We start from the raw sequence: 25432 nt of genomic DNA, 5'->3' as shown, positions 1-25432 counted from the left end.
CTTAGGCGAGGGTTCCCATGGGATCCCATGCGGGCAACACGATCGGATCCTTATCCAGACTTGCTGCTAGTTCTGCAGGCAAGGCGCTCTTACGAACGACGACCTCGAAAACGTTATCCGTGAACCACTGATCATCCATCGTGAAGAAGCCCGAGTCACCCGGCTCCTCACCCCAGGAATTTTCGACCCTCCATGCCCGCGGTGCACCGGCCTCGTCAAGGTCAACGCCGGTGAAGAGCATTGCGTGATCCATCGCGGATTCTCCCGAACGTACACGCTCGAGCTTGGTCGAAGAGAAATCAACGCCGAAAAGACGGTCGTAATCGTGGATTCCAGTCACGAAGAAGCCAAGACCACGGTCATAGGGCTGGGAGACATCGGCACCGAACCAGACGGGCTCGCCAGCAACGATCTGCTCGGCCGCAATGCGCTTGATCGCATCGATGGGAGCGTTGAGGTAACGAATCGGACGGCCACCCACGACATTGCCCAGGTGCTCAACGGTTTCCATTGAGCCCTTCGGGTTTTCGGGGCGCGGGTCATCGACCAAGCAGATGTAGTCGCTCAGATCAACGCCCACGTGAGCCTCGTAGAATTCGTGGGGGGTCACCTCGCCATCGCGATGGAAATTCCCTTCATCGTCACGCCACTGCCAGTTAAAGCGTGCTGGCGGCTCGCCCAAGGAAACAACGAGGATCTTCCAAACATCGGCAAGGATTTCACGACGCTTCGCATCGATCTCTTCTGCATCTGCACCGCCGGCAATGGCCTCACGCAAACGAAGTGCTCCAACGCGAAGAACCGCACGCAAACGCGCGTTCATGGGGCGAGAGTTGGTCGAGGCCTCGCTCTCGGGCATAACTTCCTTGGGAACCAGTCCGTACTTCATGTAGATTGATGCGGCCATATCCCACTGACCGCCATCACCCAAGACATCAGCAAGCAGGAACTGCACAAGGCGTCCGTCAACGGGCTCATCTGCGGTTGCGATGATGTCGGTGAGGAACCAGTTGGCGCGCTCGAACTTATCCCAGAAGAAGACGTAGCTCTGGGAAAACTCGAAGTTCTTTACGCCCAGGCTCACGCGCGCCCGCGAGCGCAGCAGATTCAGCGAGGAGAAAAGCCAGCAACGGCCGGATTTCTTCTGCGAGGTAGCCTTCCATTCATCGAGTCGGTGCGAGATCGCCGTCGTCGTGTGTTGGATAGCTTCACGGTTCAGCGATGCTGTTTCGATTCCCATTTGAGTTGCGGCATTCCTCGCTAGGGTGAGCTCATCCGCGTGTGCGTGGCGGAGATCGTCAACGAGTCCGTTCGTAATTTCAGGCATGTCAATCCTCTCGTGTGTCCTGATTATCAGCGCCATTGCTTCCTTCATAGTACGCGTATCGGCAGATCGTGAAGGTATTTGTCCATGACCGAAGCGTTTTGCATTGTGCCTTCGAACACGGGCCTGAAGTCTTATCGCCTCCTTACTCAGTGCCCCTAAACTAGTGAGGTCAGCGTGGAAGGGCCACGCAGGTGTCACAGCGAGGTGCACAATGTCTCTCCATGCTTCTGGCCGCGAGTTTTCCTGCGAAGTCGGGGACTATACGCTCAGTGTCGTCAGCGTCGGCGGTGGGATTTCTTCATTCAAATGGCGCGGACGCGATTTGCTTTTCCCTCATAACGTCGCCGAGGTCGCTCCCGGTTGGTCCGGAAAAGTACTTCTCCCCTGGCCCAACCGCATTGCCGATGGACGTTACACCTGGGATGGAAGGGAATATCTTCTTCCGATCAACGATCGCGGGACCGGCACGGCCCTACATGGACTGGCTGGATGGGTTCCTTGGGAGTTTGTTGATGCGACGGCCTCGCACGTGGTCCTCGAGGCTTTCATCGCTGCCCAGGAAGGCTATCCGTGGCCACTGAGCGCACGCCTCGATCTTCATCTTGATGCGGAAAAGGGGCTGAGCATCGACATTTCCGCAAAAAACCTGGGAGACTCCCCCGCCCCCTACGGTTCTTCTCTTCACCCGTACCTTCTTGCGGCGAGCAGCGTGGATGAATGCACACTGTACTCACCGGCTTCGACAATCGTCATGACGGATCAGAATCTTCTCCCCACCGGTATCGAAGCAGTTCACGGTGCCTACGATTTCCGCACTGCCCACAAGATTGGCGATCTGTTCATCGATCATTGCTTCGGTGGCCTTGAAGGGCAGTGGGAAGTTCACCTAACGAACGATGAGGGTCAGGGAGTTTCCTTGTCCTCGGATACCCCCTGGCTTCAGCTCCACACTGCGGATGCTCTTGGGCGCCCCGGCTTGGCAGTCGAGCCCATGACCTGCCCGCCGGACGCTTTTAACTCGGGTATCGATGTGGTTTCTCTTGCTCCGGGCCAGAGGCATCGTTTATCGATGTCCATCCGCGGGCTGTGAAGCTTCGTGCGATACTGATGCGGTGTTGACCTTTCAGGAAGCGATTGCGAGCGCAGCGGATCTTCCCGTCCACGCATTGCTCCCTAAGTTCTCCCAAGCTTTCACCCCGGGCAGTGTGTCTGTTGTTTCAGCGAGCGCGGGAAGCGGCAAAACAACGCTTATCCCTCTTGCCTGCGCGGATCTCATAGCGAGCGGACAACGCGTTATTGTGTGCTCTCCGCGGCGAATGAGTGCACGCTCGTGCGCGCGGCGCCTCGCGAGCCTACTCAACGACTGCCTCGGCAATCTCGTGGGGTTTAGCGTGCGCGGGCAAAGTCAACGCAGTAGGGAAACACGTATTGAATTCGTGACCCCGGGAGTGCTCGCGCGAATGATTCATTCTGACCCGGGGCTTGACGGGATCGGCTGCGTGATCCTTGACGAGTTCCACGAACGGGCTGTCGATAGCGACCTGTCTTTGGCTTTTCTTATCGATATTCGCTCTCTGTTGCGCGAAGATCTGCGTTTAGTTGTCATGTCCGCGACCATCGATGACGTCGCTCTGGGGCAGCTTCTAGTCGATCTTCCTTCGCGTTTCTTTGAACTCACACGCGAGTTATTCCCCGTTTCTGTCCTGTGGGAGGCGCCGCCGCGTGGCATTGAGGTCTTTCAAGGAGATCGAATCAGCCGCGGTTTCTTGCGTCATATTGCTTCGCTCGCTCGGGCTTCCCTTGACACTTATCCCGGTGATGTTCTGGTTTTTCTTCCAGGAGTGTGGGAGATCGAAAGGGTTTGTGAGTTTCTTGATGGCGCGAATGCACAGGTGATTCCTCTGCATGCTCAGCTTTCTCCCGATCGCCAAGATGAGATCTTTGCGCCATCCAGTGAACGACGAATCATCGTCTCTTCGGCTATTGCAGAGAGTGCGTTGACTGTCCCCGGAGTGCAAATTGTCATCGATTCAACCCTGAGCCGTCAGACTCGTTTCTCCCCTTCCCGCGAGGCAAGCTCATTGGTCACGATCCCATCGCCTCGTTCTTCAATGATTCAGCGCGCGGGACGTGCGGGACGAGTGGGGCCGGGCGTGTGCATTCGCGCGATGGAGGAATCTACTTGGGCTATGCGTCCAGCGCATCCTTCCCCTGAAATCACCACCTGCGACCCCGTTCCTCCGCTTCTTTCAGTAGCGTGTTGGTCACAAGCAGACTTCTCCTCCCTGCAACTTTTGGATACCCCAAGCGCGGGCTACGAAGACTACGCGCGCACCTGCCTTCAGGCCTTGGGCGCGATTGACGAGGCGGGACTTGCCCTTCCCCACGGCCGCGAGTTGGTCCTTACCCCCGTTGATCCTCGAATCGCGCATGCTCTGAGTACGCTTCAGGGGAATATTCCAAGCGGTATCGCAGCCATGTGCGCCGCGCTTGTATCTGAAGATCTTCGCCCGCAGGGTGCTGATTTATTGAGTGCTGTCTTTTCCCTCTCCCCCTCGAGCCCTCAGGGAAAGCGAGTGGAAGAGTCAGCTGCACGTTTAACTTCCGATATTCGCCCTCACCTCAATGCCAGTACGAGGCAGGCGCTTTCGCAGGCGCTCCCTCTTTTTGTTGCCTGTGCATACCCGCTGCGAATTGCACGTAAACGCGCACAGAGCGCGCGTTATCTACTGACTTCTGGACAGGGAGCTAGTCTTCCTCCGTCTTCTTCTTTGGAAGGCAGCGAGTGGATTGCGATTGCTGAGCTTCAATCTGCGGGCAATGCGGATGCCATTATCCGTTCAGCTCTGCCCATTGACGGTGATGATGTGGATCTGGCAGCTTCGCATCTGCGTGAGAAAGCCTCGTCGTTACGTGTCGAAAATGGCGTAATTATTGGCTTTGTGGAAGAAAAACTGGGAACCATCGTGCTCTCTAGTACGCGTTTGCCTTCCCCTGACCGATCTGAAATGCGCGAGGTGGCGCGGCGAAATCTAGAGGAAATGAGCGCAAGTGATCTTCCGTGGGATGACAATGCGAAACAGCTTCGTATGAGAATCATGGCGTGTCACAGACTCATCGGCGAGCCTTGGCCCGCACTTGATGACGCCCACATCATTGCCGCGTGCATTGATCACTTGAGCGAGCAGTGGAGTGAGGGAGTGGCATTTTCCCAGCTGGACCTGAGCGAAGCTTTGAATGCGCTGCTCCCCTGGCCACTCAATATGGATCTTGAACGAGAGGCACCACAGCAGATCACGATTCCGACGGGAACTCATCGAAGCGTGAAATGGGACGAAGACGGAGCATACGTACGCTTGCGTGTCCAAGAGGCCTTCGGCTGGACCGATACTCCGCATTTTGTTCAAGGGCGCCTTCCGCTTCGAATTGAGCTGACTGATCCTGCAGGCCGCCCCGTTGCGATCACCAGTGATCTTGCTTCCTTTTGGAAGGGACCATATCAGCAGGTTCGTTCTCAGCTTCGCGGTAGATACCCCAAACATCATTGGCCTGAAGATCCTTTCTCTGTTGCCCCAACATCGCGGACAAAACGCCAAAGCCAAAAATCTCAGTGATCCCCCTCACCTTCCTGCGAAATAGGGAATGTCCTTCCATCCATGTCGTTGAACTGGATGAAACGGGCCTTAGAAACGGAAGGACGGGCCATGGAGAACTTTGATCTCATCGTTGTTGGCGGCGGAAAGGCCGGCAAATCACTGGCAATGAACCGCGCGAAACACGGATGGAAGGTCGCGCTCATTGAACGACAGTTCATCGGCGGCACGTGCATTAACGTGGCGTGTATCCCCACCAAGTCCCTCGTTGCTTCGGCACGTCGCCTCGACGAGGCCCGCAATGATTCCGTCTTCGGTGTCGAAGGGACTGGGAACGTTCACATCGACATTGAGAAGCTGCGCGCGCACAAGAATGGCATCGTCTCAGCGATGATCGCCGCGCATGAGAAGTTCTTCGCTGCCCCCGGCATCGACTTCATGCGCGGAAGCGCCAGGCTCCTCGATGCGCACAGCGTCGAAGTGACCTTAGAAGACGGTACGACACGCCAGCTCCACTCCGACAAAGTCCTTCTCAACCTCGGAACGCGCCCCGCACACCCGCCGATTCCAGGTCTGTGGGAAGCCGGCGCATGGGATAGCGAAGATATCCTGCGTCTTGAAGAAATTCCTTCCTCTTTGGCAATCATTGGCGGCGGATACATCGGCGTCGAGTTTGCCTCGATGATGGCGGCCTTCGGTTCGCAGGTCACTGTGATCGCTTCGGGCGAGCACATCCTTGATCGTGAAGACCCAGATATCGCTGCAATCTACCAGGAAGTGCTCGGCACGCAGGGCGTCACTGTCCTCACCGGTGCCCGCGCGCAGTCGGCCGCAAAGGACGGCGACAATATCCGAATTGAGCTTTCCGATGGACGCGAAGTCAGTGCCGAGCGTGTATTGGTTGCGGCAGGACGCGTTCCCAACACCGATGGCATTGGCCTTACCGAGGCCGGGATTCGCTTGAGCGAACGAGGCTTCATCGAGGTTGACGATCATTTGCGTACCCCCGTCGAGGGCGTATGGGCAGCAGGCGACTGCGCGGGAACCCCGATGTTCACTCACGCCTCGTGGAACGACTACCGCATTATCCGCGAGCAGCTGGACGGCGTTTCCCTGGACGACCCACGCACCTCGAAGGCCGGCCGAGTGATCCCCTGGGCACTCTTTGCTCACCCCGAGTTGGGACGAATTGGCATCAACGAAACCGAAGCCGCGCAGCGCGGTCTTGAGGTTCTTGTCGCATCAATTGACACGGCCGCAATTCCTCGCGCAAAGACTATGCGCGATACGACTGGAAAGTGGAAAGCCATTGTTGATGCGCATACCCACAAGATTTTGGGAGCAACCCTTGTGGGTCCCCAATCCGGTGAAGTCATTACCGCGGTTCAAGTCGCAATGGAAGCAGGGCTGACCTATGAGCAGCTGCGCATGCTTCCCATCGCGCACCCGACCATGGGAGAGGGATTGAACATCCTCTTTGATTCTCTTGCCTAATTTAAGCCCGATGCCCAGGGAATGTGCTCCCGTCAAAGGCTGAAACACCTTGGCCCCGTAGTTTCGCACGAAACTACGGGGCCAACGGCATCTATCGACTGCCCTTACATACGCTCAGGAGCCGCAACACCGAGAAGGTCCAGGCCACTACGCAGAACCTGGGCGACGGCATCGTTGAGCCACAAGCGTGCAACGTGGCCTTCATCCACCGGGTCATCCCCGCGAGGAGTGACACGGCACTGGCCATACCACGTGTGGTAGGCGGCTGCGAGCTGCTCCAGGTAACGCGCAACGCGGTGCGGTTCACGCAAGTCAGCGGCTTGTGCAACCTGCGCTGGGAACTGTGCAAGCACTCCGAGAAGGTCGCTATCAGCTGCGGTATCAAGCGCTGCAGGATTGAAACCAGCCTCGCGACTCACACCGTGTTCGGCAGCATTACGCGCAACATTTTGGGTGCGAGCATGCGCATACTGCACGTAGTACACAGGGTTCTCATTCGTATTCGATCCCAAGAGATCCAGATCGATATCGAGGTTTGAATCCATTGAGACACGAACAAGTGCATAGCGAGCAGCGTCCACACCCACAGCGTCGACAAGATCATCAAGGGTGACAATGGTTCCAGCGCGCTTAGACATACGGACGGGAACGCCGTCCTTCACCAAGTTCACCATCTGTCCGATGAGGATCTGCATGTTGACGCCCGGCTTATCACCGAAAGCCTCACACATTGCCATCATTCGACCAATGTAGCCGTGGTGGTCGGCGCCCAACAGGTAAATCGCAACGTCGGCACCACGGTGACGCTTATCAAGGTAGTAGGCGACGTCGCCGGCGAAGTAGGCAGCCTGACCATCAGACTTGATGAGCACACGGTCCTTGTCGTCTCCGTAAGAGGTTGTCCGCAGCCACACGGCACCATCTTGATCAAAGACCTCACCGCGCTTGCGCAGGGTTTCGATTGCGGCGTCAACTGCACCGGAATTGTGCAGCGAATCCTCGTGGAAGAAGACATCGAATTCAGAGCGGAAATCGCGCAGACGCTGCTTGATTTCATCGAACATCAGCTCAACACCACGCGCGCGGAATGCCTCAACGGCTTCTTCTTCGGGAAGCGTGACCGGATCGGGCTCTCCTGCCGCGACCGCGTCTTCGCGCACCTGGGTAGCGATATCAGCAATGTACTGGCCGCCGTAACCATCTTCGGGGGCTTCGTGTCCCATCGCACGCGCGTAGAGCGAACGAGCGAAGCGATCAATCTGCGAGCCGTGATCGTTGAAGTAGTACTCGCGGGTGACCTTCGCCCCCGAAGCCTTCATTAGGCGTGCAAGGGAGTCACCAACGGCTGCCCAGCGCGCACCGCCCAAGTGAACCGGACCCGTCGGGTTGGCGGAGACGTACTCCAAGTTGATGTGCAGGCCCTTCATGGACTCGCCGCGGCCGAAAGCGCAACCGGCCTCGACGATGCTGCGGGCAAGCTCGCCTGCAGAAGCTGCAGCAAGACGAATATTAATAAAGCCGGGGCCGGCGATTTCGGCACTGTCAATGCCGTCGAGTTCATTGAGACCGTTGACAAGGATCTGCGCAAATTCACGCGGGTTCATCCCTGCTTTTTTGGCGAGCTGCATAGCGATATTGCTTGCCCAGTCGCCGTGATCTCTATTTCGAGGACGCTCAACCTTCACTGTGTCGGGGACGTCGGCGGGATCGAGAGACAGATGCCCCTGAGCGATCTCGGCGAGCAATAAATCATGAATATGGGATGCAAGTTCTTCTGGAGTCACTATTTAAGGGTAATAGTTTGCCTTGCACCTGTGCCACACGCATTGATCTGTGACAGCTCACAAAATAGTGGAGTAAAGTTCGGTTATACGAAGATTTACGACTGTCGGGGGAACAATGGCAAGCGGGCACCGTCTCAAACAACATCGGCTTTTTGCACTCATGGGGCCTGCATTCATCGCTGCAATTGCCTACGTTGATCCCGGAAACGTAGCAGCGAATATTACAGCTGGTGCTCGCTACGGCTACCTTTTGGTCTGGGTTCTTGTCCTATCCAATATCGCAGCGATGCTCGTTCAATACCTTTCAGCGAAACTAGGTATTGTCACTGGTCGATCACTTCCAACCCTCCTTGGCGAGCGCCTTCGTCCCCGCAACCGTATTCTTTTCTGGCTCCAAGCTGAGCTTGTCGCGGCGGCAACGGACCTCGCAGAAGTCATCGGCGGAGCGATCGCCCTCAATCTTCTCTTCGGCATTCCGCTCCTGTGGTCGGGCGTCATCATCGGCGGCGCATCCATCGTGATCTTGCTCTTCCAAGGACGCCGTCAAAATATCTTCGAAGCAGTCATCATCGGGATGCTTGTTGTCATCACAGCCGGATTCCTTGCGGGACTTTTCTTCGCTCCCCCACAGTGGTCGGAAGTGGCCTCGGGGCTGATCCCACGCTTCAAGGGCTCCGATTCGATCTTGGTTGCCGCATCAATGCTTGGCGCGACGGTCATGCCTCACGCGATTTACTTGCACTCGTCCTTAGTCAATGACCACCACACCGATCCTGAAGTTGAGCACCCCCACAAGAGAGCTCTCCTTCGAGCAACACGTCACGATATTTTGTGGGCACTGAGCATTGCGGGAATCGTGAACATCGGTCTGCTCCTCCTTGCGGCATCTGCACTATCCGGAGTTGAAGGAACAGACACGATCGAGGGCGCCTACCACGCGATCGCACACGCATTGGGTCCAACGGTTTCAACAATTTTCGCACTCGGTCTTCTGGCTTCGGGCTTGGCCTCGACCTCAGTTGGCGCCTACGCGGGTTCTGAAATCATGAACGGACTCCTCCATGTGAACGTTCCCCTGCTGGCACGCAGACTGGTGACCATTATTCCGGCACTGATCATCTTGGGAATGGGTGCAGAACCGACTTGGGCTTTGGTCCTTTCTCAGGTGGCCTTGTCCTTCGGAATTCCCTTCGCGATCGTCCCTCTCATGCGACTCACCCGCTCCAAAGAAGTCATGGGCGAGTACGCGAATAAGCCGCTCACAATCACAGTGGCTTCCGTGATTGCAGCGGCAATTATTCTGCTCAATATTCTTCTTGCTTACCTAACCATCACCGGCCAGGGCTAGAGGATCTATCAGTAGGCATCCATGACGGCAATGCGACGCTTGTGACGCTCATCTTCACTGAAGGGCGTGGACAAGAAGGTCAGAACGAAACGAGTGGCGTCTTCGAGGGAATGCTGGCGTGCGCCAACGGAAATGACATTGGCATTGTTGTGCTCGCGAGCAAGAACCGCGATCTCTTCATTCCACACCAGTGCTGCACGGACTCCCTTGACCAGGTTTGCAGCCATCTGCTCACCGTTTCCAGAGCCTCCAATAACAACGCCCAGAGAGCCCGGTTCAGCAGCGACGCCTTCGGCCGCTGCAATGCACATCTGAGGGTAGTCATCGTTGGGGTCATAGGTAGTTGCACCGTGGTCCACGACTTCGTAGCCGGCATCGCGCAGGACGCCTACCAGGTGTTCCTTGAGTTCAAAACCTGCATGATCAGTCGCAATATGAACGCGCATATGAAGTTCCATTCGATTGTGAGGACTGCGAACCCCTACATGATAGGGGGTAGCCCACCTTAAAGACTAGCGTTTGAGCTGGGGCTAAAGACTGATAAACTGACGTGGTTGCCCCGATAGCTCAGTGGATAGAGCGTTCGCCTCCGGAGCGAAAGGTCGCAGGTTCGAATCCTGTTCGGGGCACTTTTCGCGCCGCAATAATTGAGCGCACCAAAAGCACCGCGAACCATGCTGCAAAAAGCAGAGCATCCACGCGCGGAGACAACACCGAGGCGCACCATGCTCCCACTGGAACTGCGCATACCGCAGCGATGCCCACCGTCAGCGCTGGCCCCAAGCGCAGGAGGCCTCGGCGATAATTCGTGAAGGTACCGCTCAGCGCGCCCGGGAGCATGACGACCATAGAGACCCCGCGCGCGCCCAGGTCAGACATTCCAAGCAAAGTCAGCCCCGGTACTGCAACTGCTCCCCCACCGATCCCAAGTAGCCCCGCGAGAAAACCGCAGAGACCGCCGATCGCGACCAAAGCGCAGGCGACAGCAGGATTAAGGGTCAAAACTCCCTCACGTGCGGGAACGTAGAGGACTTGAAGCGCGATCAGCGTCAGGATGAAGGCGACGAAGCACCAGCGCAGGGTCACTTCACGCATACGAGCGAGCAGCCAGGTTCCTCCCTGCACGCCAAGGAGCATTCCAATCATCATCAACAATGCCGGAACCCAAGCAATGCGCCCCGACCACGAGTAGGAGATAACTCCAGACAAACACGTGGGGACAATTGCAAGAAGACTTGAAGCCGAGGCCTGACGCTGAGAAAACCCGACCGCCATGAGCGCAGGGACAATGACTGTCCCGCCGCCGATCCCAAACATTCCCGAAAGAAAACCAGCGAAGAGCCCCGCACTCATCAGGATCAGGGCATTTCGCGTTGCCTGTGACATCCCTCCTCCTTGTACACCTCAATTTTACGCGTGATGGATGCCCCATAACCGTATGCAAAGACACTCACTGCCGCCGATGCACGCATGTCCTAGGATGAATATGGCATGTTGCCGCATAGCTTTTACGTCAAGGAGTTGCCTTGGAATACCCCTTGTGGTCACTTATTCCATTCGTCGCGATGCTCGCTTGCATCGCTGTTTTGCCGTTAATCCCTGCAACCTCGCACTGGTGGGAACGCAATTCCAGCCAGCTGACGGTTGCACTGGTCTTAGCGGTCCCGACGACCGCCTGGATGTTCTGGAAGGCCGGAAGTGCTCCGCTCATTGACACGGGAATTGAGTATTTCCAATTCATCTGCTTGCTGTTCTCGCTCTACGTAGTATCGGGCGGCATCCACCTCGCAGGTGATATCCGGGCAACTCCTCGTAACAACACGCTCTTCCTTGCAATCGGCGGTGTTCTTGCGTCCTTCATTGGCACAACCGGCGCAGCGATGCTGCTCATCCGTCCGCTCTTGGCGACGAACCGCGAGCGAGTAAACAAGGTTCACACCGTCCTCTTCACGATCTTCATCGTCGCAAACTGCGGTGGTTTACTCACTCCCCTTGGCGACCCGCCGCTCTTCCTTGGTTTCTTGAACGGTGTCCCCTTCACGTGGACCCTTAACCTGTGGAAAGAATGGGCCTTCGTCTTGGCGATCCTTCTTTTGTCGTACTACTCGCTTGATCGCCTGTACTACGCAAGCGAACCCAAGGTGGCCATCGAAGAGGACAACGAGGACATCGAACCTCTGCGATTGCACGGCGCGATTAATCTCCTGTTCTTCGCGGCGATTATCTGCTCCGTTGCTTTCCTTCCTTCTTGGGATGCCGAGGCCATCATCGAAGGCCATGCGCACGGAAGTGAGTTGGTCCCCTGGCGCGAGATCGTCATGTTGCTTGCGGCAGGTCTGTCACTGACCATCGGAAACAAGAAGGTCCGCTACGAGGAAAATTCCTTCCAGTGGTCCCCTATTGCCGAGGTCGCAGCCCTCTTCATCGGTATTTTCGCTACGATGGCCCCCGCGCTGCGCGTCCTGGAAGAGGTTGCCCCTTCGCTCCCCTTGAACCGCGGGACTTTCTTCGTCTTCACTGGTTCTTTGTCTTCGGTCTTGGACAACGCACCGACCTACATGACCTTCTTCGGAATGGCAAAGACCCTGGGTGGGGATGGAACGCTCATTGCCGGAGTTCCCGAGACTTACTTGATCCCGATCTCTTTGGGTGCGGTTCTGTGCGGCGCTATCACCTACATCGGCAATGGTCCGAACTTCATGGTTAAGTCCGTTGCCGAGGCCGATGGCGTTGAAATGCCCAGCTTCGGTCGCTACGTTGTTGATTCCTTCATGTTGCTTGTTCCCGAGCTCGCAGCAATGGCAATGATTTTCATTGGCAGTGGCTGGGTGCGCATCGCAGGTATCGTTTTGGGCGTCGTGCTGGTGGGAATTTCACTCTGGCGAATTGCGCGTGCTCGTACTATCGAATTAGCAACGCGCACTCAAGGAATCGATATCTAGTCCAAGTCGCAAAACTTTGAGGCGTGGTCCCCTTTCTCTGGGGTCACGCCTCAATTATTTATTCTGCGTTTGCTGGCGCGATCGGGACCCATTGGCCTCGTTCTTCCAATATCCGACGAGCGAGGGTCGGGTGATCAGTAATGAGGCCGTCAACCCCCAGGTCGAGGAGACGATGCATTTGCGACTCTTCATTGACCGTCCACACGTGCACGGCACAACCCAAGGCGTGTGCAGTCGCAACGAAACGGCGATCGACCACGCGGATTACACTCATCTTCTCCGGAACCTGAACTGCCCATACCCCTTCAAGAGGACCCGGAACTCGCAAACGCGTAGCAGGCTGGGCGAGCTGGGACGCGGCAACGAGCCTCGTCACCGCGGCAACCCCCAGTGAAGTGACCAAGCGCGGTTCACGGGAGCGAAGAAGGCGAAGACGTGACTCATCAAAAGAAGCGATGAGAACCCTGCCCAGGGCCTCGTGCTCACGCACAACGTCAAGCAAAGGAAGCGCGACTTCCGCGCTCTTGGCGTCAACGTTGAAATACATGTCGGGGAAACTCTCAAGAGCATCTGCCAAGCGGATCATTCGACCGCCATCTACCCCGCGCAACTGTTCCAACTGCGACCAGGGCATCTGGCGGATCTCACCCTTGGCTGGGTAGGTACGATCCACTTTAGGATCATGATTAAGAACCACTTGGCCATCCGCACTCAGGTGCGCGTCAGTCTCAACGTGGAAAACCTGAATATCACGTAGAGCTTGAAAAGCTTCCGGCGTATTTTCGGGAGCTTCGGCACCCCCGCCACGATGTGCAAGAATCAGAGGGCCTTCACCGAGAACCCGATACATTGTCAGCACTCCTTGCCGATAAAGATGGCCTTGTGCTCGACCATCCACTTTTCCGGATCAACCGGTTCATTCTTCGAGTTATGGATCTCGAAGTGAAGGTGCGGTCCCGTTGACCATCCATTCGAGCCAACTGCACCGATCTGTTCACCCGCATTGACCTGCTGGCCAACCTTGACCTTGATGTCTTTCATGTATTGATGCAGGTAAGCAGAATAGAAAACGGTTCCATCGCTGAGGGTATGGCGCATAGTGATGAGAGCACCGGAACGTGAATTCTCGGAGACCTCGATGACCTCCCCGGGATACACAGCGTAGATCGGTGTTCCAAGGGGGGCAGCCATATCCGTGCCTTCATGCATGAGCAGGGTTCCGGAGACGGGAGAAATACGCATCGAGAAAGGCGAGGTCACCTGATAGGTCCCCTGCTGAAGCGGCCAATAGAGCGTGTCAGCTTTAGTGAGCGTTCGAGTTCCATCGGCAGCGCCGTCACTACTCAAACACTGAGCGGCAAGAGGCGAACGAACTCGTGAACGCGAGGCCGGATCAACCTGGGCGTTAAGACCGGAAGAGAGCGTGACTGCGTTGGTATCAGTTGCCCATGACTGGGAACCAGCGGCGACGCCAAATTCTCGAGAGGGAATCGAAATCGACACATCCGGACGCAAAAAACCACTCAAGGGGACCGCAATTGTCATTGCACCAAGTGCAAGAAGAACGCCCGAACGCACGATAACAGCACCAAACTTTGATCCTTTGGCGGGCGAGGCCTCGGCGGAAGAAGATACGGGGGCACCGTGAATGCGCGCGTCATGAGCGCGCTCGTGGGCACGCTCTCGACGCGTCGGGAACTTCGGTGCTTCAGGTGTCATAGTTCTTCCATCATGCCAAATGAAAAGCCGGATCGCAGTTACTTGTGTCCTAGTGCTCACCTCAGGAACGATAGTTTCCGGGAAGAGTGTCCTTCTGGAGGGCGTCGCGGACCTCACCAACTAGTCGTTCAAGAATATCTTCAAGGAAGAGAACTCCGGTAACGCTCCCGTCTGCTCCCATGACTTCGGCAAGGTGAGCACCGGCGCGTTGCATATGTCGAAGAGCGTCTTCAACTTCTGCGTCCATCGGCACCGCCTCCATCTTGCGGATACGCCACGAGGTGATGGGCTCAAAACGCTCTGTTTCATCGGCATAAAGGACATCTTTAAGGTGAATATAGCCCTTGAGCACTCCCTGAGCGTCCGCAACGGGGAAACGCGAAAACCCAGTTCGGGCGACTTCTTTTTCAACCTGATCCGGAGTAGTGGACTCATCCAAAATAATGAGTTCTTCCAAGGGAACCATGACGTCGGAGGCGTTCTCCGTCGAGAACTCAAGAGTTCCTGAGAGCAGACCCAGGTCGTCGTCAATCATTCCCTCTTGTTGGGAGTGTTCAACGATTGTTGCCATCTCTTCGACGGTGAAAGTCGCCGAGATTTCTGATTTCGGTTCCACTCCGGCGATGCGCAAGAACCAATTCGCCAAGTGATCCATGCCGTGAATCACTGGACTGATAACGTGTCCAATATTGACCAAAATTGGTGCCAGCACAAGGAGTAGGCGCTGTGGGTTTGCAATTGAGAGGTTCTTCGGCACCATCTCGCCGAAGACAACATGCAAGAACAGGACCAGCGCGAGGGAGAAGGTAAATCCGACGACGTGTACCCACGAGTGCGGCAGTCCCCACTGCTGCATTGGTCCTTCGATTAACGAGGCGAAAGTGGGTTCTGCGACCACGCCAAGGGAGGTAGACGCTACCGTCACGCCCAACTGACAGATCGCCAGCATCAAAGAGACGTGCTCGAGCGCGAAAAGCGCGTACTTCGAACCGCGAACTCCTTCTTCAACCAAGGGTTCGATCTGTGAACGACGAGACGAGGTAGTCGCAAACTCGCCCGCGACAAAGAACGCATTGAGTGCAAGAAGAATGCAGGTCACGATCACGGCGAAAGTGGCGTTCACAAGAGCACCTCCCCTTCGCTTTCACGCGCGGGAGGAATGATGCTCACCTGCATGACTCGTCGCCCCGTCATCTGGATGACTTCTAAGCTGGCGCCTGCGACTTCGCAGCGGTCTCCTACCTGTGGAATCGTTCCAAGCTCGGTCATGATCAGACCGGCGAGAGTGTCATAGGGACCATCATCGGGAAGGAAAATTTTCGTTCGCTGCGCGAGTTCGTCGATGCGCAATCGTCCGGGTACCAAAAGACTTCCATCGGGACGTTGACGAATACCCAAGCGACGCTGATCATGCTCGTCCGCGACATCGCCAACAATTTCTTCGACGACATCTTCAAGGGTGACGATTCCCGACACACCACCGTATTCATCAACGACGACGGCCATCTGGAGACCTTCTTCGCGCAACTGAACAAGCAGTGTGCCCAAGTCAAGGGTCTCAGGCACGCGCGGGGCCTCGGCAAGCAAGGAAGACGAAATCACGGGAACTTCATCGCGTTTCTCGAAAGGAACAGCGACTGCTCGACGCAAAGAAACGAAACCGATGATGTCATCCCGGTCTTCTCCGATCACCGGGAAACGCGAATGCCCGGTTTCGTGGGCCGCACGGACAACATCGGAAGCCACTGCATCTTCAGGAATCGTATGGAGAAGACCGCGGTCTGTCATCACGTCCGCTGCATTCAATTCGCTGATTCGGATGGAGTTCGTAAACAGCGATGCCGTCGAGGTATCCAGAGTTCCCTCTTGAGCCGAGTGACGAACCATCGCGGCAAGCTCCGAGGCGGAGCGCGCAGAAGAGAGCTCTTCTTGAGGCTCAACACCCATCAGGCGCAATATGCCGTTGGCTGACGCGTTGAGAACCGTAATCACCGGTTTGAACACAACGGTGAACAGGGAATTAAAGGGGACGATCCGTCCCGCAGTCTTAAGCGGGTGCGCAAGAGCGAGATTCTTTGGAACAAGCTCTCCAAAAACCATGGAGAGAACATTGATCAAAACCGCCGCAACAGCGACTCCAACGGCAGAAGAAACCGCCGTCGATAAGCCAAGTCCTACCCCGGCCGCACTCAGCATATCCGCGAGTGCAGACTGCGTCGTATAACCCAAGAGAATTGTCGTCAGCGTGATTCCGACTTGTGCGCCGGACAGCTGCGTCGACAGATTTTTAATCGCGGTGGAAACTTGGCGAGCACGAGCGTCTCCGGCCGCAGCTCGGCTTTCAACGACGGCTTGGTCGAGTGCGACAAGAGAGAATTCTGCGGAAACAAAGACAAAAGTTCCCGCCGTGAGGATGACTCCTAAAAGGAGCATTGCGATATCAAGAAGCACGTTGGCCTCCCGCATCGAGGCGGTATTGACACATCAGACTTTGATCAGAGCAACAACTGTCACTTTCCATGATTCCTCCAGTCTATCGGTAGTTGGAGTTCTTCGAAGTGTGAGAAAGGCCCGTTGCAGGTGAGGCATTCACGGCCCTAGGGCCTAAACTGTTGTCTAAAGTCACATAGCAGTGTTCAGAAAAAGGATGGTACAGCTGTGGTGGAATCCCCACGTTCACCAGAATGGGTTCAACAAATGCGCCAGCAGTGGTTGGCCGATCCCCACAGCGTCGACGCCTCGTGGCGCGCCTACTTTGAGGGAGACACCGTCCCCACCCAGCTTCACCGTCCGCAGGCTCCTCTCCCGACGCAACCAACCGCAGTTGTTAGCGCCGAGGCTGCCCTTGCCGCCCAGGCAGACAATCCCGCAACCGAGCAGCCCGAAGTTCTCGTCACCCGCTCCGATCTTCCTCCCGCTCCCCCCGCTCAGGCGAGCGAGGCCTCGTCGCCCTATGCACGACGCCACCGCGCTACGCAGACGCCAGCCTCGCGTTCAATGAGCACGGAAGCTGAAGACGATATCCGTGTCCTCAAAGGAATCGCGCGCGCAACCGCACGCAATATGGACGAGTCACTGAGCGTCCCGACTGCGACTTCTCAGCGCCAGATTGCCGCAAAGATCCTGATTGAGAACCGCGCGGTTGTGAACTCTCACTTGCAGCGCACTGTTGGCGGCAAGGTTTCTTTCACGCATCTCATTGGGTATGCCATCGTTGAGGCGCTTTCCGAGATGCCACAGTTGAATGTTCGCTATGTTCTTCAAGACGGTAAAGCCGCGGTTGAAGAACTGGCACACGTGGGATTTGGCTTGGCGATCGATATCCAGCACGGTGGCGAACGCCGTCTGGTTGTTCCGGTTATCCACGATGCTGATACCTTGACCTTCACGCAATTTGTTGACGCCTATCAGGGCATTATCACTCGGGCAAAGAAGGGCGAACTTACGGCTGAGGATTATCAGGGTGCCACTGTCACCCTGACGAATCCGGGCACCATCGGCACCACGACCTCGGTTCCGCGTTTGATGAGTGGCCAGGGGCTGATTATCGGTGTGGGGGCAATGGATTATCCAGCCGAGTTCGCTGGAGTCTCCCCGCGCAAACTTGCTCTCATGGGAATTGGCAAGACGATGTTTGTCTCGTCGACCTATGATCACCGCGTCATCCAAGGTGCTGCTTCCGGTGAATTCCTCCGTCTCGTGGACATTAAGCTGTCGGGTCGCGATGGTTTCTACGAACGTGTCTTTACGGCTCTGCATATTCCTATCCAGCCCTACGCGTGGGAAGCAGACTTCGAGTACGACTTGGAACGCGAGAAGGGCAAGCCTGCGCGTATCGCTGAGCTCATCCACGCCTACCGCTCGCGCGGTCATCTCGCGGCCGATACCGATCCCCTGGCGTACCGCGTGCGCCGTCACCCCGATCTGGACCTGACCAGTTATGGCTTAACCGTGTGGGATCTGGACCGTTCTTTCCCGACCGGAGGCTTTGGCGGAACGGAGCAGATGCTTCTTCGCGATCTTTTGTCGCGCTTGCACGATACCTACATTCGATCCATTGGTATCGAATACATGCATATCCAAGATCCGCAGCAGCGCCACTGGGTGCAAGAACGCATTGAGGGACCTTTCAAAGCTCCTTCTTCCCAGGAGCAACGCCGCATTCTTTCGACCCTAATTCACGCTGAAGCATTCGAAGAGTTCTTGCAGACCAAGTATCTGGGGCAAAAGCGATTCTCTCTTGAAGGCGGCGAATCTTTGATTCCTCTTCTTGATGAGATCTTGAGCCAGTCTGCACGTCGCGGAATCCACGAGGTTGCGATTGCGATGGCCCACCGCGGGCGCTTGAATGTGTTGGCGAATCTTGCGGGCAAGAGCTATGCCCAGATCTTCTCCGAGTTTGAAGGAAATCAGGATCCGCGAACCGTTCAGGGCGCGGGAGATGTCAAGTACCACTTGGGAACTGAGGGAGTGTATTCAGCCGAGCCGGGAGTTGCGACCAAGGTGTCCTTGGCGGCTAACCCCTCTCACCTTGAAGCTGCTGATGGGGTGCTCGAAGGAATCGTGCGCGCGAAGCAGGATGTTTTGGGCGATCCTGATCTGCCCATTGTCCCTCTGTTGATCCACGGTGACGCGGCTTTCATCGGACAAGGCGTTGTTCAAGAAACCCTCAACATGTCCCAGCTGACCGGATACAAGACCGGCGGGACTATTCACATCATTGTGAATAACCAGATCGGTTTCACGACGGGACCGGCTTCGGGGCGTTCCTCACGCTATCCGACGGACTTGGCAAAGGGCCTGCAGATCCCAATCTTCCACGTCAACGCCGACGACCCCGAAGCGGTCGTGCGTGTGGGCGCTTTGGCATTGGCTTATCGCGAGGCTTTCCACAAGGATGTCCTCATCGATTTGGTGTGTTACCGCAGGCGTGGTCACAACGAGGGCGATGATCCTTCGATGACCCAGCCGGTCATGTACTCGCTCATCTCGAAGTTGCCTTCTACACGTGAGGTTTATATCCGTAACCTCGTGGGACGTGGCCAGCTGACCGAAGAAGACGCACGCGAGTCCATCCGCGCTTACGAGGCCGAGCTCAGTGAGATCCTGGATCACACCCGCGAGCACGGCTGGTCTCCGCAAAATCGCAGCGAGGACGAAGACGATCAGTGGCAGGTTCCCGAAAGTCAGCTGCCCGGTGCGGGAATGATGATCGGCTGGACTTCCGCTGTGAGTGCCGAAACGCTGAGCCGTATCGGCGAAGCTTATGTGAACTTCCCACCGGATTTTGCAGTCCATCCGAAGATCGAGAAGCTGTGCCACAAGCGTTATGAAATGGCTTCCGGCCACGATTCGATCGACTGGGGTTTCGCAGAGCTCTTAGCTTTCGGCTCGCTACTCATGGAGGGCACGCCGATTCGCCTTTCGGGTGAAGATGCACGTCGCGCGACCTTTGTTCAACGCCACGCGGTCCTCCACGACCACAATGACGGGCGTGAATTCACTCCTCTGCACTTCCTTACTCCCGATCAAGCCCACTTCGATGTCTTCGATTCGCCTCTGTCGGAGTATGCAGTTCTTGCCTACGAATACGGGTATTCCATCGAGCGCCCCGAGGCATTGGTCCTGTGGGAAGCGCAATTCGGTGACTTTGCGATCGGCGCCCAAACAATCATTGATGAGTTCGTCTCTTCGGCAGAAACGAAGTGGGGGCAGCGCTCTTCTCTGGTCATGCTCTTGCCGCACGGCCAGGAAGGACAAGGCCCTGACCATTCTTCTGCCAGGATTGAGCGTTTCCTCCAGCTGGCAGCAGAGGACAACATGTGGATTGTTCAGCCCTCAACCCCGGCGAACCACTTCCACATGCTGCGCACACAGGCCTACAAGCGGCCTCGTAAGCCTCTGATTGCTTTTACCCCCAAGCAGCTCCTGCGCCTTCCCGCCGCGTCTTCCCCCATCGAAGAATTCACGTCGGGGTCCTTCACTCCGGTCTACTCCGAAGTTGATTCTCGGGTGAGCACCCACGAGGTGACAAAGGTTCTCGTGTGTTCTGGCCGCGTTTACTACGACCTCATCCACGAACGCGCGGAGCGAGGCGCGTGGAATACGGCGATTATTCGCGTCGAGCAGCTCTATCCCCTCCCCGTCGATGAGCTTCGCAAGGCTCTTGCCACCTACCCGAACGCCCAAGTGGTCTGGGTCCAGGATGAGCCGAAGAACCAGGGAGCTTGGCCCTACTTTGCGCTGAACTTGTTCCCTGAGCTGGGAATCACTCCGGCGCTTGTGTCCCGTCCGGAGAGCGCAACGACCGCTGCTGGACGCGCAAGTTTGCACCGTGAGCAGGCTGCGGATATCTTGCGCCGAGCTTTTTCCTAAGAAGGGGGCACGCAGATGCGTATTTGTGTGATTGGCGATGAGCTGATTACCCCAATGGGTGATCCCCGAGGCCTGGGCTGGGTCGGGCGCGTTTTGGCGCGCTCGCACTTCCCTTCCCCTCCGACCGTCATGACTTTGGCTGTTCCCGGGGAAACGACAACGCAGCTTGCCTCTCGGTGGGAAAACGAAGTGAGCTATCGTCTTGCGCCCGATGAACCCTGTGCGCTCATTATTGCCGTTGGTTGCGCGGATATTCCCGCGGGTATTTCAACGCCGCGCTCTCGGCTGAATCTTGCAAACATCACCGACCGAGCTTCGACGCTCGGTATTCCCTCGATGGTTGTTGGTCCGCCTCCTCTTGCGGGAGTCCAATCCAGCGCGGTGAAGGAAGTTTCCTTGTCGTGTCAGCAGGTGTGCGAGCGCAGGGATATTCCCTTTGTCGATACTTTCACTCCCCTTGTCGCACACGATCAGTGGTTTGAGGATATGGCTTCTTCTGCTGTTCGTTCTGCTCGCGGCGCTTCGATGCCTGGACAGTCGGGCTATGCGCTCATGGCTTGGCTTGTCCTGCACCAGGGTTGGTTTGAGTGGATCGGAGCCGAAGAAAGCGACGTTTAAAGCATAGAGTTGTCAAGAAGAGACGGGTGGGGCTCCGATGCATTGCATCGGAGCCCCACCCGTTAAACACGATTCAGGCGTTAGGACGCTTGCCGTGGTTCGCGCCGTGCTTACGACGATCGCGACGCTTACGACCCCTCTTCGACATTGTCGTCTCCTCTAAAAACTGAGATATCCAACCTGCACAGTTTTTCACACCCGAGGCTAATCTCCAAACAGAGCGCGCCTACAGAGTCGAAATTCACGATTCAGTGGAGCTCCACGTTACCTCAACGTAGGTCTGAGCAATGATGCGCTCGCGCAAGGATTGAGGTGCTTGGTCGCAATAGCAACGCGCAAGGAGAGAACGAACAAAGCGCTCGGTGTACATCGAATCCTGGCAGTGCTTGCAGCGGGAAATATGGTCAAGCAGTTGCTCGCGAAACTCCGGGCTCTTCAAGCATTCAGCGGAAATATAGTCGCGGCATTCCTCGCGGTCGAGGAAGTCAATCACTTCAAAAAGGTGTTCGTGTAGCTCACGACATGCGCGCTTATCGTCAATCTGCATGGTTCTCCCCGATTCCATATTCAGCCGCGAGTGCTGACAGGCCTTCGCGTAGATTCTTGCGTCCTCGATGAAGCCTGGACATGACGGTCCCGATCGGGATATCCAGCATGTCTGCGATCTCTTTATACGCAAAACCCTCTACATCAGACAGAAGGACGACAACACGTTGATCTTCCGAAAGCGACTCCAATGCAGTTCGCAGCTGGGAGGAAGGAATGTTATCCAATGCTTCTGCTTCCGCAGAAACAAGACCCTTCTCATCGTGAGAAGCAGCAGCGGCGAGCTGCCAGTCTTCAACCTCTTCACCGCCACTGCGTTTAGGAGAACGCTGCGCCTTGCGGTAGTGGGTGATGTAGGTGTTGGTCAAGATCCTGTAGAGCCAAGCTTTGATATTGGTTCCTTGCTGATACTGATGAAACTTCGTGTAGGCCTTCATAAAAGTTTCCTGCACGAGGTCTTCTGCATCAGCACGATTTCGAGTCATTCCCAAAGCGGCACCAAAGAGTTGATCGATGAGGGGAATCGCTTGTTCGGCAAACAAACGGTCCCGATCGTCCTGACTCAACTCCTGCGGTGCAGGCTCAAGAGTGTCATGTAATTCGCTCATTGATGTCAAGGCTAATCGTGAACGCCTCGGATGCGAAAGTGGACGCGCGAAAGCGGGACGGCCCCATGCTCTTCCTCGCCTTGTCACTTCCTCATCAAGTTTCATATCCACTTCAACGCCGCAAGCTGACGATTATTCCCTGCATGTGGATTCACGACAGCTGTTTACAAGAATTTTTGCCGAGCGCAGGGTGCCAATCGACTTTTTTTGACACAATGGAGTCATGTCTCTTCTGCGTGGTATTGCCCGTCCTCTCCTTGCCGCTCCCCTCGCTCTCGATGCAATCGATGCCCTGATTCATCCGGATCGCCACGTCGCCAAACTCGACGCACTCCGCCCCGTTTTTTCGCGCATCGAAGAGCGAGGCAACATTGAGGATATTGATCCTTATCTCTCCCGCAGCGCGCGAATCAGCGCCGGCGTTACTCTCCTCGCAGCGGGAGCCTTCGCGTTGGGGAAAGCGCCTCGTACCTGTGCTGCGGTCTTAACGGCCATTGCGCTTCCCATGGCCGTCATCAATCATGAACAGCCTGCCTCGCTTCGTCTGAAGCTTGCCAATTGTGCGGGATTATTCTTCGCAAGTGTCGATCGGAACGGACGGCCCAGCTATTCCTGGCGTCGCAATCAGCTCATCGAGGCTGCCTCGACTCGCGGAGCGCATTCCTCAGGCGCCGCCCAGTGAGCTCGTGGTGTGCTCCTCGACTTCGCTCCCCTATCCATGCGAAGGTTTCAATCCCCGGCTCCAAATCACAGACCGCACGTGCGCTCTACCTCGCTGCGATCGATCGCCAACCATGTGTGATTGAGGGCGTTCTTCGCTCTCGCGATACTGATCTTTTTGCCCAAGCGCTGCGAACTCTTGGCGCTCAGATCGAGATGCTGGGCGACTCTTGTGCACGGGTCACCCCGATTTCTTCAGATTCCCCTTCTTCTGAGCGAGTTATCGACTGCGGGCTTGCGGGAACCGTCATGCGTTTCCTCCCGCCCTTAGCTGCCCTTTCTTCCACTCCCACGCGCTTCGATGGAGACGAGCAGGCATATGTGCGCCCGCTTGCTCCTCTCTTAGATGTCCTCGAAGGCCTGGGAGCCTCACTGATTTACCACGGTGAAAAGGGACATCTTCCTTTCACGATTTCCGGCCCGCTCACGCCTCCATCATCGCCGATCATTGTTGATGCTTCCGCTTCCTCGCAGTTTTTCTCTGCGATGCTTCTTATTGCCCCTCTTATCGGTGGAGCGATTATTCGAAGCAATGCTCCTCTCATTTCTTTGCCCCACATCGAAATGACCCTGGAAATGATGCAAGAAGTTGGCCTTTCATGGATGCGATTGGGCGATCGCGAATGGAAGGTCGATGCGGGAGCGCCCACGGCCTCGGAAATCGCAATCGAAGCGGATCTTTCGAATGCGGGTCCCTTCCTATGCGCGGGAATACTCAGCGCGGGAAGCGTCACAATCCCTAACTGGCCGCTTGCATCAACCCAGCCCGGCGCACAGTGGCCGTCTCTTTTCGCCGAGATCGGTATTGAAACTTCTCTGGAAACAAACGAAATGGGAAGCAGCGAGCTGACAGTGCGCGGGGGCGGACCGGGGAGTTTCCCCGGAATTGAACGCGATATGTCGGCCATGGGTGAGATGGTTCCAACCCTTGCGGCTCTCCTTCTTTTTGCGTCAAGTCCCTCGACACTAACCGGCATCGCCCATCTGCGTGGACATGAAACCGACCGTCTGGACGCAATCGCTCAGTCAGTCAGCGCTCTGGGCGGTTCAATCGAACAGCTCCCAGACGGGCTGCGGATCACCCCCACTGCCCTTCACGGTGCCCATCTGCGGTCCTTCGCGGACCACAGGATGGCAACTTTCGCCGCGATTGTTGGCTTGGTTGTTGACGGGGTCAGCGTTGACGATATTTCCTGTACATCCAAGACCCTCCCCGGGTTTGAATCGATGTGGGCACGCATGTGCGCAGAGAGTGACGACAATGTCTAGACGCGATATTGGAACTGACGATCCCCGCGTAAAAGTTCGTCCTTCAAAGCGTTCGCGGCCGCGAACTAAGGTCCGACCCGATTGGGGCAATAAGCCAATCGGGCAGGTAATTGGCATTGACCGCGGTCGTTACCTTGTTCGCTATGAGGGCCTAGACCTTCGCGCAGTCTTAGCCCGCGAGCTCAAGAAGGGCAGCGTCGTCGTAGGAGACCGGGTTCGCCTCACTGGAGATTTGAGCGGCCGCGTCGATACCCTTGCGCGAATCGTCGCCACGGATGAGCGCAGCAGCGTTCTCCGCCGTTCTCTCGAGGACGCGCCGGATCAAAAAGGCGAGAAAATTATCGTCGCCAACGCTCAGATCATGGTGATTGTGACGGCTTTGGCTGACCCGCCCCCTCGAATGGGGATGATCGACCGTTGCCTTGTTGCCGCTCACGAAGCTGGAATGCGTGCCGTCTTGTGCCTGACCAAGGCCGATCTTGCTCCTGCTACCGAGTTTTTGGAAGCCTACGCTGACTTTGATGTCACGACGGTCGTCACCTCAGTTGAGGCAGGCTGCCAAGGCCTCGATGAGCTCAAAGAAATCCTCGCCGGTCATTTCTCCGTTTTGGTCGGCCATTCCGGCGTCGGGAAATCAACACTGATCAACGCTTTGATCCCCCAAGCCGAACGCGTAGTGGGTGTTGTGAATCAGGTGACTGGACGAGGTCGGCACACCTCGACGTCTTCGCGCGCCTTTGAGCTTCCTGGTGGAGGGTGGATTGTCGACACTCCTGGTGTGCGTTCCTTTGGTTTGGGACATGTTGACATCGATGATGTACTGGGAGTTTTCCCTGATGTCGCCGAGGCCTCACGCTGGTGTCTGCCGCTCTGTACGCACCTTGAAGACGCAACTTCTTGCGCCCTCGATGCTTGGGCGCAGGGAAAGGATCCTTTCGTTATTTCTTCCACTGACGAGGCCGCGGATCAGGAGCGCAGGCGGCGTTCCTCCCGGGTGGCTTCGGTTCGCCGGCTCCTGGATGCGGTCGCTGGCGCAATGAAGGTGTCGAAAGCTGCCCGTTAGAGTTCAAACTGCACGCAGTTGCAGGT

At 56.5% G+C, this 25432-nt stretch carries 20 protein-coding genes, 1 tRNA gene and 1 pseudogene; 11 read left to right on the top strand and 11 right to left on the bottom strand.

Annotated features, from left to right (window positions below; genetic code table 11):
* Nucleotide 1: 1 nt before the first annotated feature.
* The gene (locus HMPREF1627_RS08460; RefSeq protein WP_034503665.1) at nt 2-1327 is read right to left on the bottom strand and encodes an aminopeptidase C; all 1326 of its coding nucleotides are present in this window, start codon (nt 1325-1327) and stop codon (nt 2-4) included.
* A 211-nt stretch (nt 1328-1538) separates the two neighbouring features.
* Between HMPREF1627_RS08460 and HMPREF1627_RS08455 the strand changes: the two genes are divergently transcribed.
* The 3 genes from HMPREF1627_RS08455 (at nt 1539) to HMPREF1627_RS08445 (ending at nt 6414) form a co-directional block, all read left to right on the top strand.
* Nucleotides 1539-2417 (top strand): aldose-1-epimerase, encoded by an 879-nt coding sequence (locus HMPREF1627_RS08455; protein ID WP_034502878.1) that lies wholly within the window; start codon nt 1539-1541, stop codon nt 2415-2417.
* 22 nt (nt 2418-2439) lie between these two features.
* Nucleotides 2440-4941 carry an ATP-dependent helicase HrpB gene (gene hrpB, locus HMPREF1627_RS08450; protein WP_052040909.1) on the top strand — a complete coding sequence of 834 codons (2502 nt, stop codon included), beginning with the start codon at nt 2440-2442 and terminating at the stop codon, nt 4939-4941.
* 90 nt (nt 4942-5031) lie between these two features.
* Nucleotides 5032-6414: a dihydrolipoyl dehydrogenase family protein gene (locus HMPREF1627_RS08445; RefSeq protein ID WP_052040908.1), complete on the top strand. Its 1383-nt coding sequence runs from the start codon at nt 5032-5034 to the stop codon at nt 6412-6414.
* Nucleotides 6415-6518: 104 nt separating this feature from the next.
* Here the strand turns inward: HMPREF1627_RS08445 and argS are convergent, their stop codons facing one another.
* Nucleotides 6519-8198, bottom strand: a complete 1680-nt coding sequence (gene argS / locus HMPREF1627_RS08440) for an arginine--tRNA ligase (RefSeq protein WP_034502874.1) — start codon at nt 8196-8198, stop codon at nt 6519-6521.
* A gap of 115 nt (nt 8199-8313) precedes the next feature.
* Here argS and HMPREF1627_RS08435 point away from each other — a divergent pair, with 115 nt between their 5' ends.
* Entirely contained in the window at nt 8314-9546 is a 1233-nt protein-coding gene (locus HMPREF1627_RS08435) for an Nramp family divalent metal transporter (protein ID WP_034502872.1), read from the top strand.
* An 8-nt stretch (nt 9547-9554) separates the two neighbouring features.
* Here HMPREF1627_RS08435 and HMPREF1627_RS08430 read toward each other — a convergent pair whose 3' ends face one another.
* Nucleotides 9555-9992: a ribose-5-phosphate isomerase gene (locus tag HMPREF1627_RS08430; protein ID WP_034502870.1), complete on the bottom strand. Its 438-nt coding sequence runs from the start codon at nt 9990-9992 to the stop codon at nt 9555-9557.
* 110 nt (nt 9993-10102) lie between these two features.
* Between HMPREF1627_RS08430 and HMPREF1627_RS08425 the strand changes: the two genes are divergently transcribed.
* Nucleotides 10103-10175 (top strand) — tRNA-Arg (locus HMPREF1627_RS08425).
* A 40-nt stretch (nt 10176-10215) separates the two neighbouring features.
* Here HMPREF1627_RS08425 and HMPREF1627_RS10955 read toward each other — a convergent pair.
* Nucleotides 10216-10899: pseudogene (locus HMPREF1627_RS10955) on the bottom strand (sulfite exporter TauE/SafE family protein); the annotation flags it as partial.
* A 173-nt stretch (nt 10900-11072) separates the two neighbouring features.
* Here HMPREF1627_RS10955 and HMPREF1627_RS08420 point away from each other — a divergent pair.
* Nucleotides 11073-12488 (top strand): sodium:proton antiporter, encoded by a 1416-nt coding sequence (locus HMPREF1627_RS08420; RefSeq protein ID WP_034502869.1) that lies wholly within the window; start codon nt 11073-11075, stop codon nt 12486-12488.
* Nucleotides 12489-12546: 58 nt separating this feature from the next.
* On the opposite strand, the gene HMPREF1627_RS08415 is transcribed toward HMPREF1627_RS08420, so the two are convergent.
* The 4 genes from HMPREF1627_RS08415 to HMPREF1627_RS08400 all read right to left on the bottom strand — a co-directional run bounded on the left by HMPREF1627_RS08415 (nt 12547) and on the right by HMPREF1627_RS08400 (nt 16640).
* Nucleotides 12547-13338 carry a glycerophosphodiester phosphodiesterase family protein gene (locus HMPREF1627_RS08415; protein WP_034502866.1) on the bottom strand — a complete coding sequence of 264 codons (792 nt, stop codon included), beginning with the start codon at nt 13336-13338 and terminating at the stop codon, nt 12547-12549.
* Nucleotides 13339-13340: 2 nt separating this feature from the next.
* Nucleotides 13341-14207, bottom strand: a complete 867-nt coding sequence (locus HMPREF1627_RS08410; protein WP_081940804.1) for a M23 family metallopeptidase — start codon at nt 14205-14207, stop codon at nt 13341-13343.
* A 61-nt stretch (nt 14208-14268) separates the two neighbouring features.
* A complete protein-coding gene (locus HMPREF1627_RS08405) occupies nt 14269-15330 on the bottom strand; it encodes a hemolysin family protein (RefSeq protein WP_034502864.1) in 1062 nt (353 codons plus the stop codon).
* The gene (locus tag HMPREF1627_RS08400; protein ID WP_034503659.1) at nt 15327-16640 is read right to left on the bottom strand and encodes a hemolysin family protein; all 1314 of its coding nucleotides are present in this window, start codon (nt 16638-16640) and stop codon (nt 15327-15329) included. Before HMPREF1627_RS08400 ends, HMPREF1627_RS08405 begins: the two co-directional genes overlap by 4 nt.
* Before the next feature lie 225 nt (nt 16641-16865).
* On the opposite strand from HMPREF1627_RS08400, the gene HMPREF1627_RS08395 reads away from it, so the two are divergent.
* Both HMPREF1627_RS08395 and HMPREF1627_RS08390 read left to right on the top strand, forming a co-directional pair.
* Entirely contained in the window at nt 16866-20582 is a 3717-nt protein-coding gene (locus HMPREF1627_RS08395) for a multifunctional oxoglutarate decarboxylase/oxoglutarate dehydrogenase thiamine pyrophosphate-binding subunit/dihydrolipoyllysine-residue succinyltransferase subunit (RefSeq protein ID WP_034502862.1), read from the top strand.
* 15 nt (nt 20583-20597) lie between these two features.
* Nucleotides 20598-21200 (top strand): GDSL-type esterase/lipase family protein, encoded by a 603-nt coding sequence (locus HMPREF1627_RS08390; RefSeq protein WP_034502860.1) that lies wholly within the window; start codon nt 20598-20600, stop codon nt 21198-21200.
* 73 nt (nt 21201-21273) lie between these two features.
* Here the strand turns inward: HMPREF1627_RS08390 and HMPREF1627_RS10950 are convergent, their stop codons facing one another.
* The 3 genes from HMPREF1627_RS10950 to HMPREF1627_RS08380 form a co-directional block, all read right to left on the bottom strand.
* Nucleotides 21274-21348 (bottom strand): 50S ribosomal protein bL37, encoded by a 75-nt coding sequence (locus HMPREF1627_RS10950; protein WP_106406425.1) that lies wholly within the window; start codon nt 21346-21348, stop codon nt 21274-21276.
* Nucleotides 21349-21441: 93 nt separating this feature from the next.
* Nucleotides 21442-21747 carry a hypothetical protein gene (locus tag HMPREF1627_RS08385; RefSeq protein WP_034502859.1) on the bottom strand — a complete coding sequence of 102 codons (306 nt, stop codon included), beginning with the start codon at nt 21745-21747 and terminating at the stop codon, nt 21442-21444.
* On the bottom strand, nt 21737-22354 hold the full coding sequence (locus HMPREF1627_RS08380) for a sigma-70 family RNA polymerase sigma factor (protein ID WP_106406403.1): 618 nt from the start codon (nt 22352-22354) through the stop codon (nt 21737-21739). The genes HMPREF1627_RS08385 and HMPREF1627_RS08380 overlap by 11 nt, the downstream gene beginning before the upstream one ends.
* A gap of 223 nt (nt 22355-22577) precedes the next feature.
* Between HMPREF1627_RS08380 and HMPREF1627_RS08375 the strand changes: the two genes are divergently transcribed.
* From HMPREF1627_RS08375 to rsgA, 3 genes are read left to right on the top strand one after another with little or no spacing between them, the layout of a single operon-like run.
* The gene (locus HMPREF1627_RS08375; protein WP_034502858.1) at nt 22578-23036 is read left to right on the top strand and encodes a hypothetical protein; all 459 of its coding nucleotides are present in this window, start codon (nt 22578-22580) and stop codon (nt 23034-23036) included.
* Complete coding sequence (gene aroA / locus HMPREF1627_RS08370; RefSeq protein ID WP_034502856.1) at nt 23033-24343, top strand: 3-phosphoshikimate 1-carboxyvinyltransferase; 1311 nt, start codon at nt 23033-23035, stop codon at nt 24341-24343. Before HMPREF1627_RS08375 ends, aroA begins: the two co-directional genes overlap by 4 nt.
* Entirely contained in the window at nt 24336-25406 is a 1071-nt protein-coding gene (gene rsgA, locus HMPREF1627_RS08365) for a ribosome small subunit-dependent GTPase A (RefSeq protein ID WP_034502854.1), read from the top strand. Before aroA ends, rsgA begins: the two co-directional genes overlap by 8 nt.
* Nucleotides 25407-25432 lie beyond the last annotated feature (26 nt).

Origin of the sequence: Actinomyces sp. S6-Spd3, from assembly GCF_000758755.1 — a bacterium.
GTDB lineage: Bacteria > Actinomycetota > Actinomycetes > Actinomycetales > Actinomycetaceae > Pauljensenia.
Note: the sequence above shows the minus strand (reverse complement) of the source record. Positions and strands in the feature narration are given on the sequence as shown.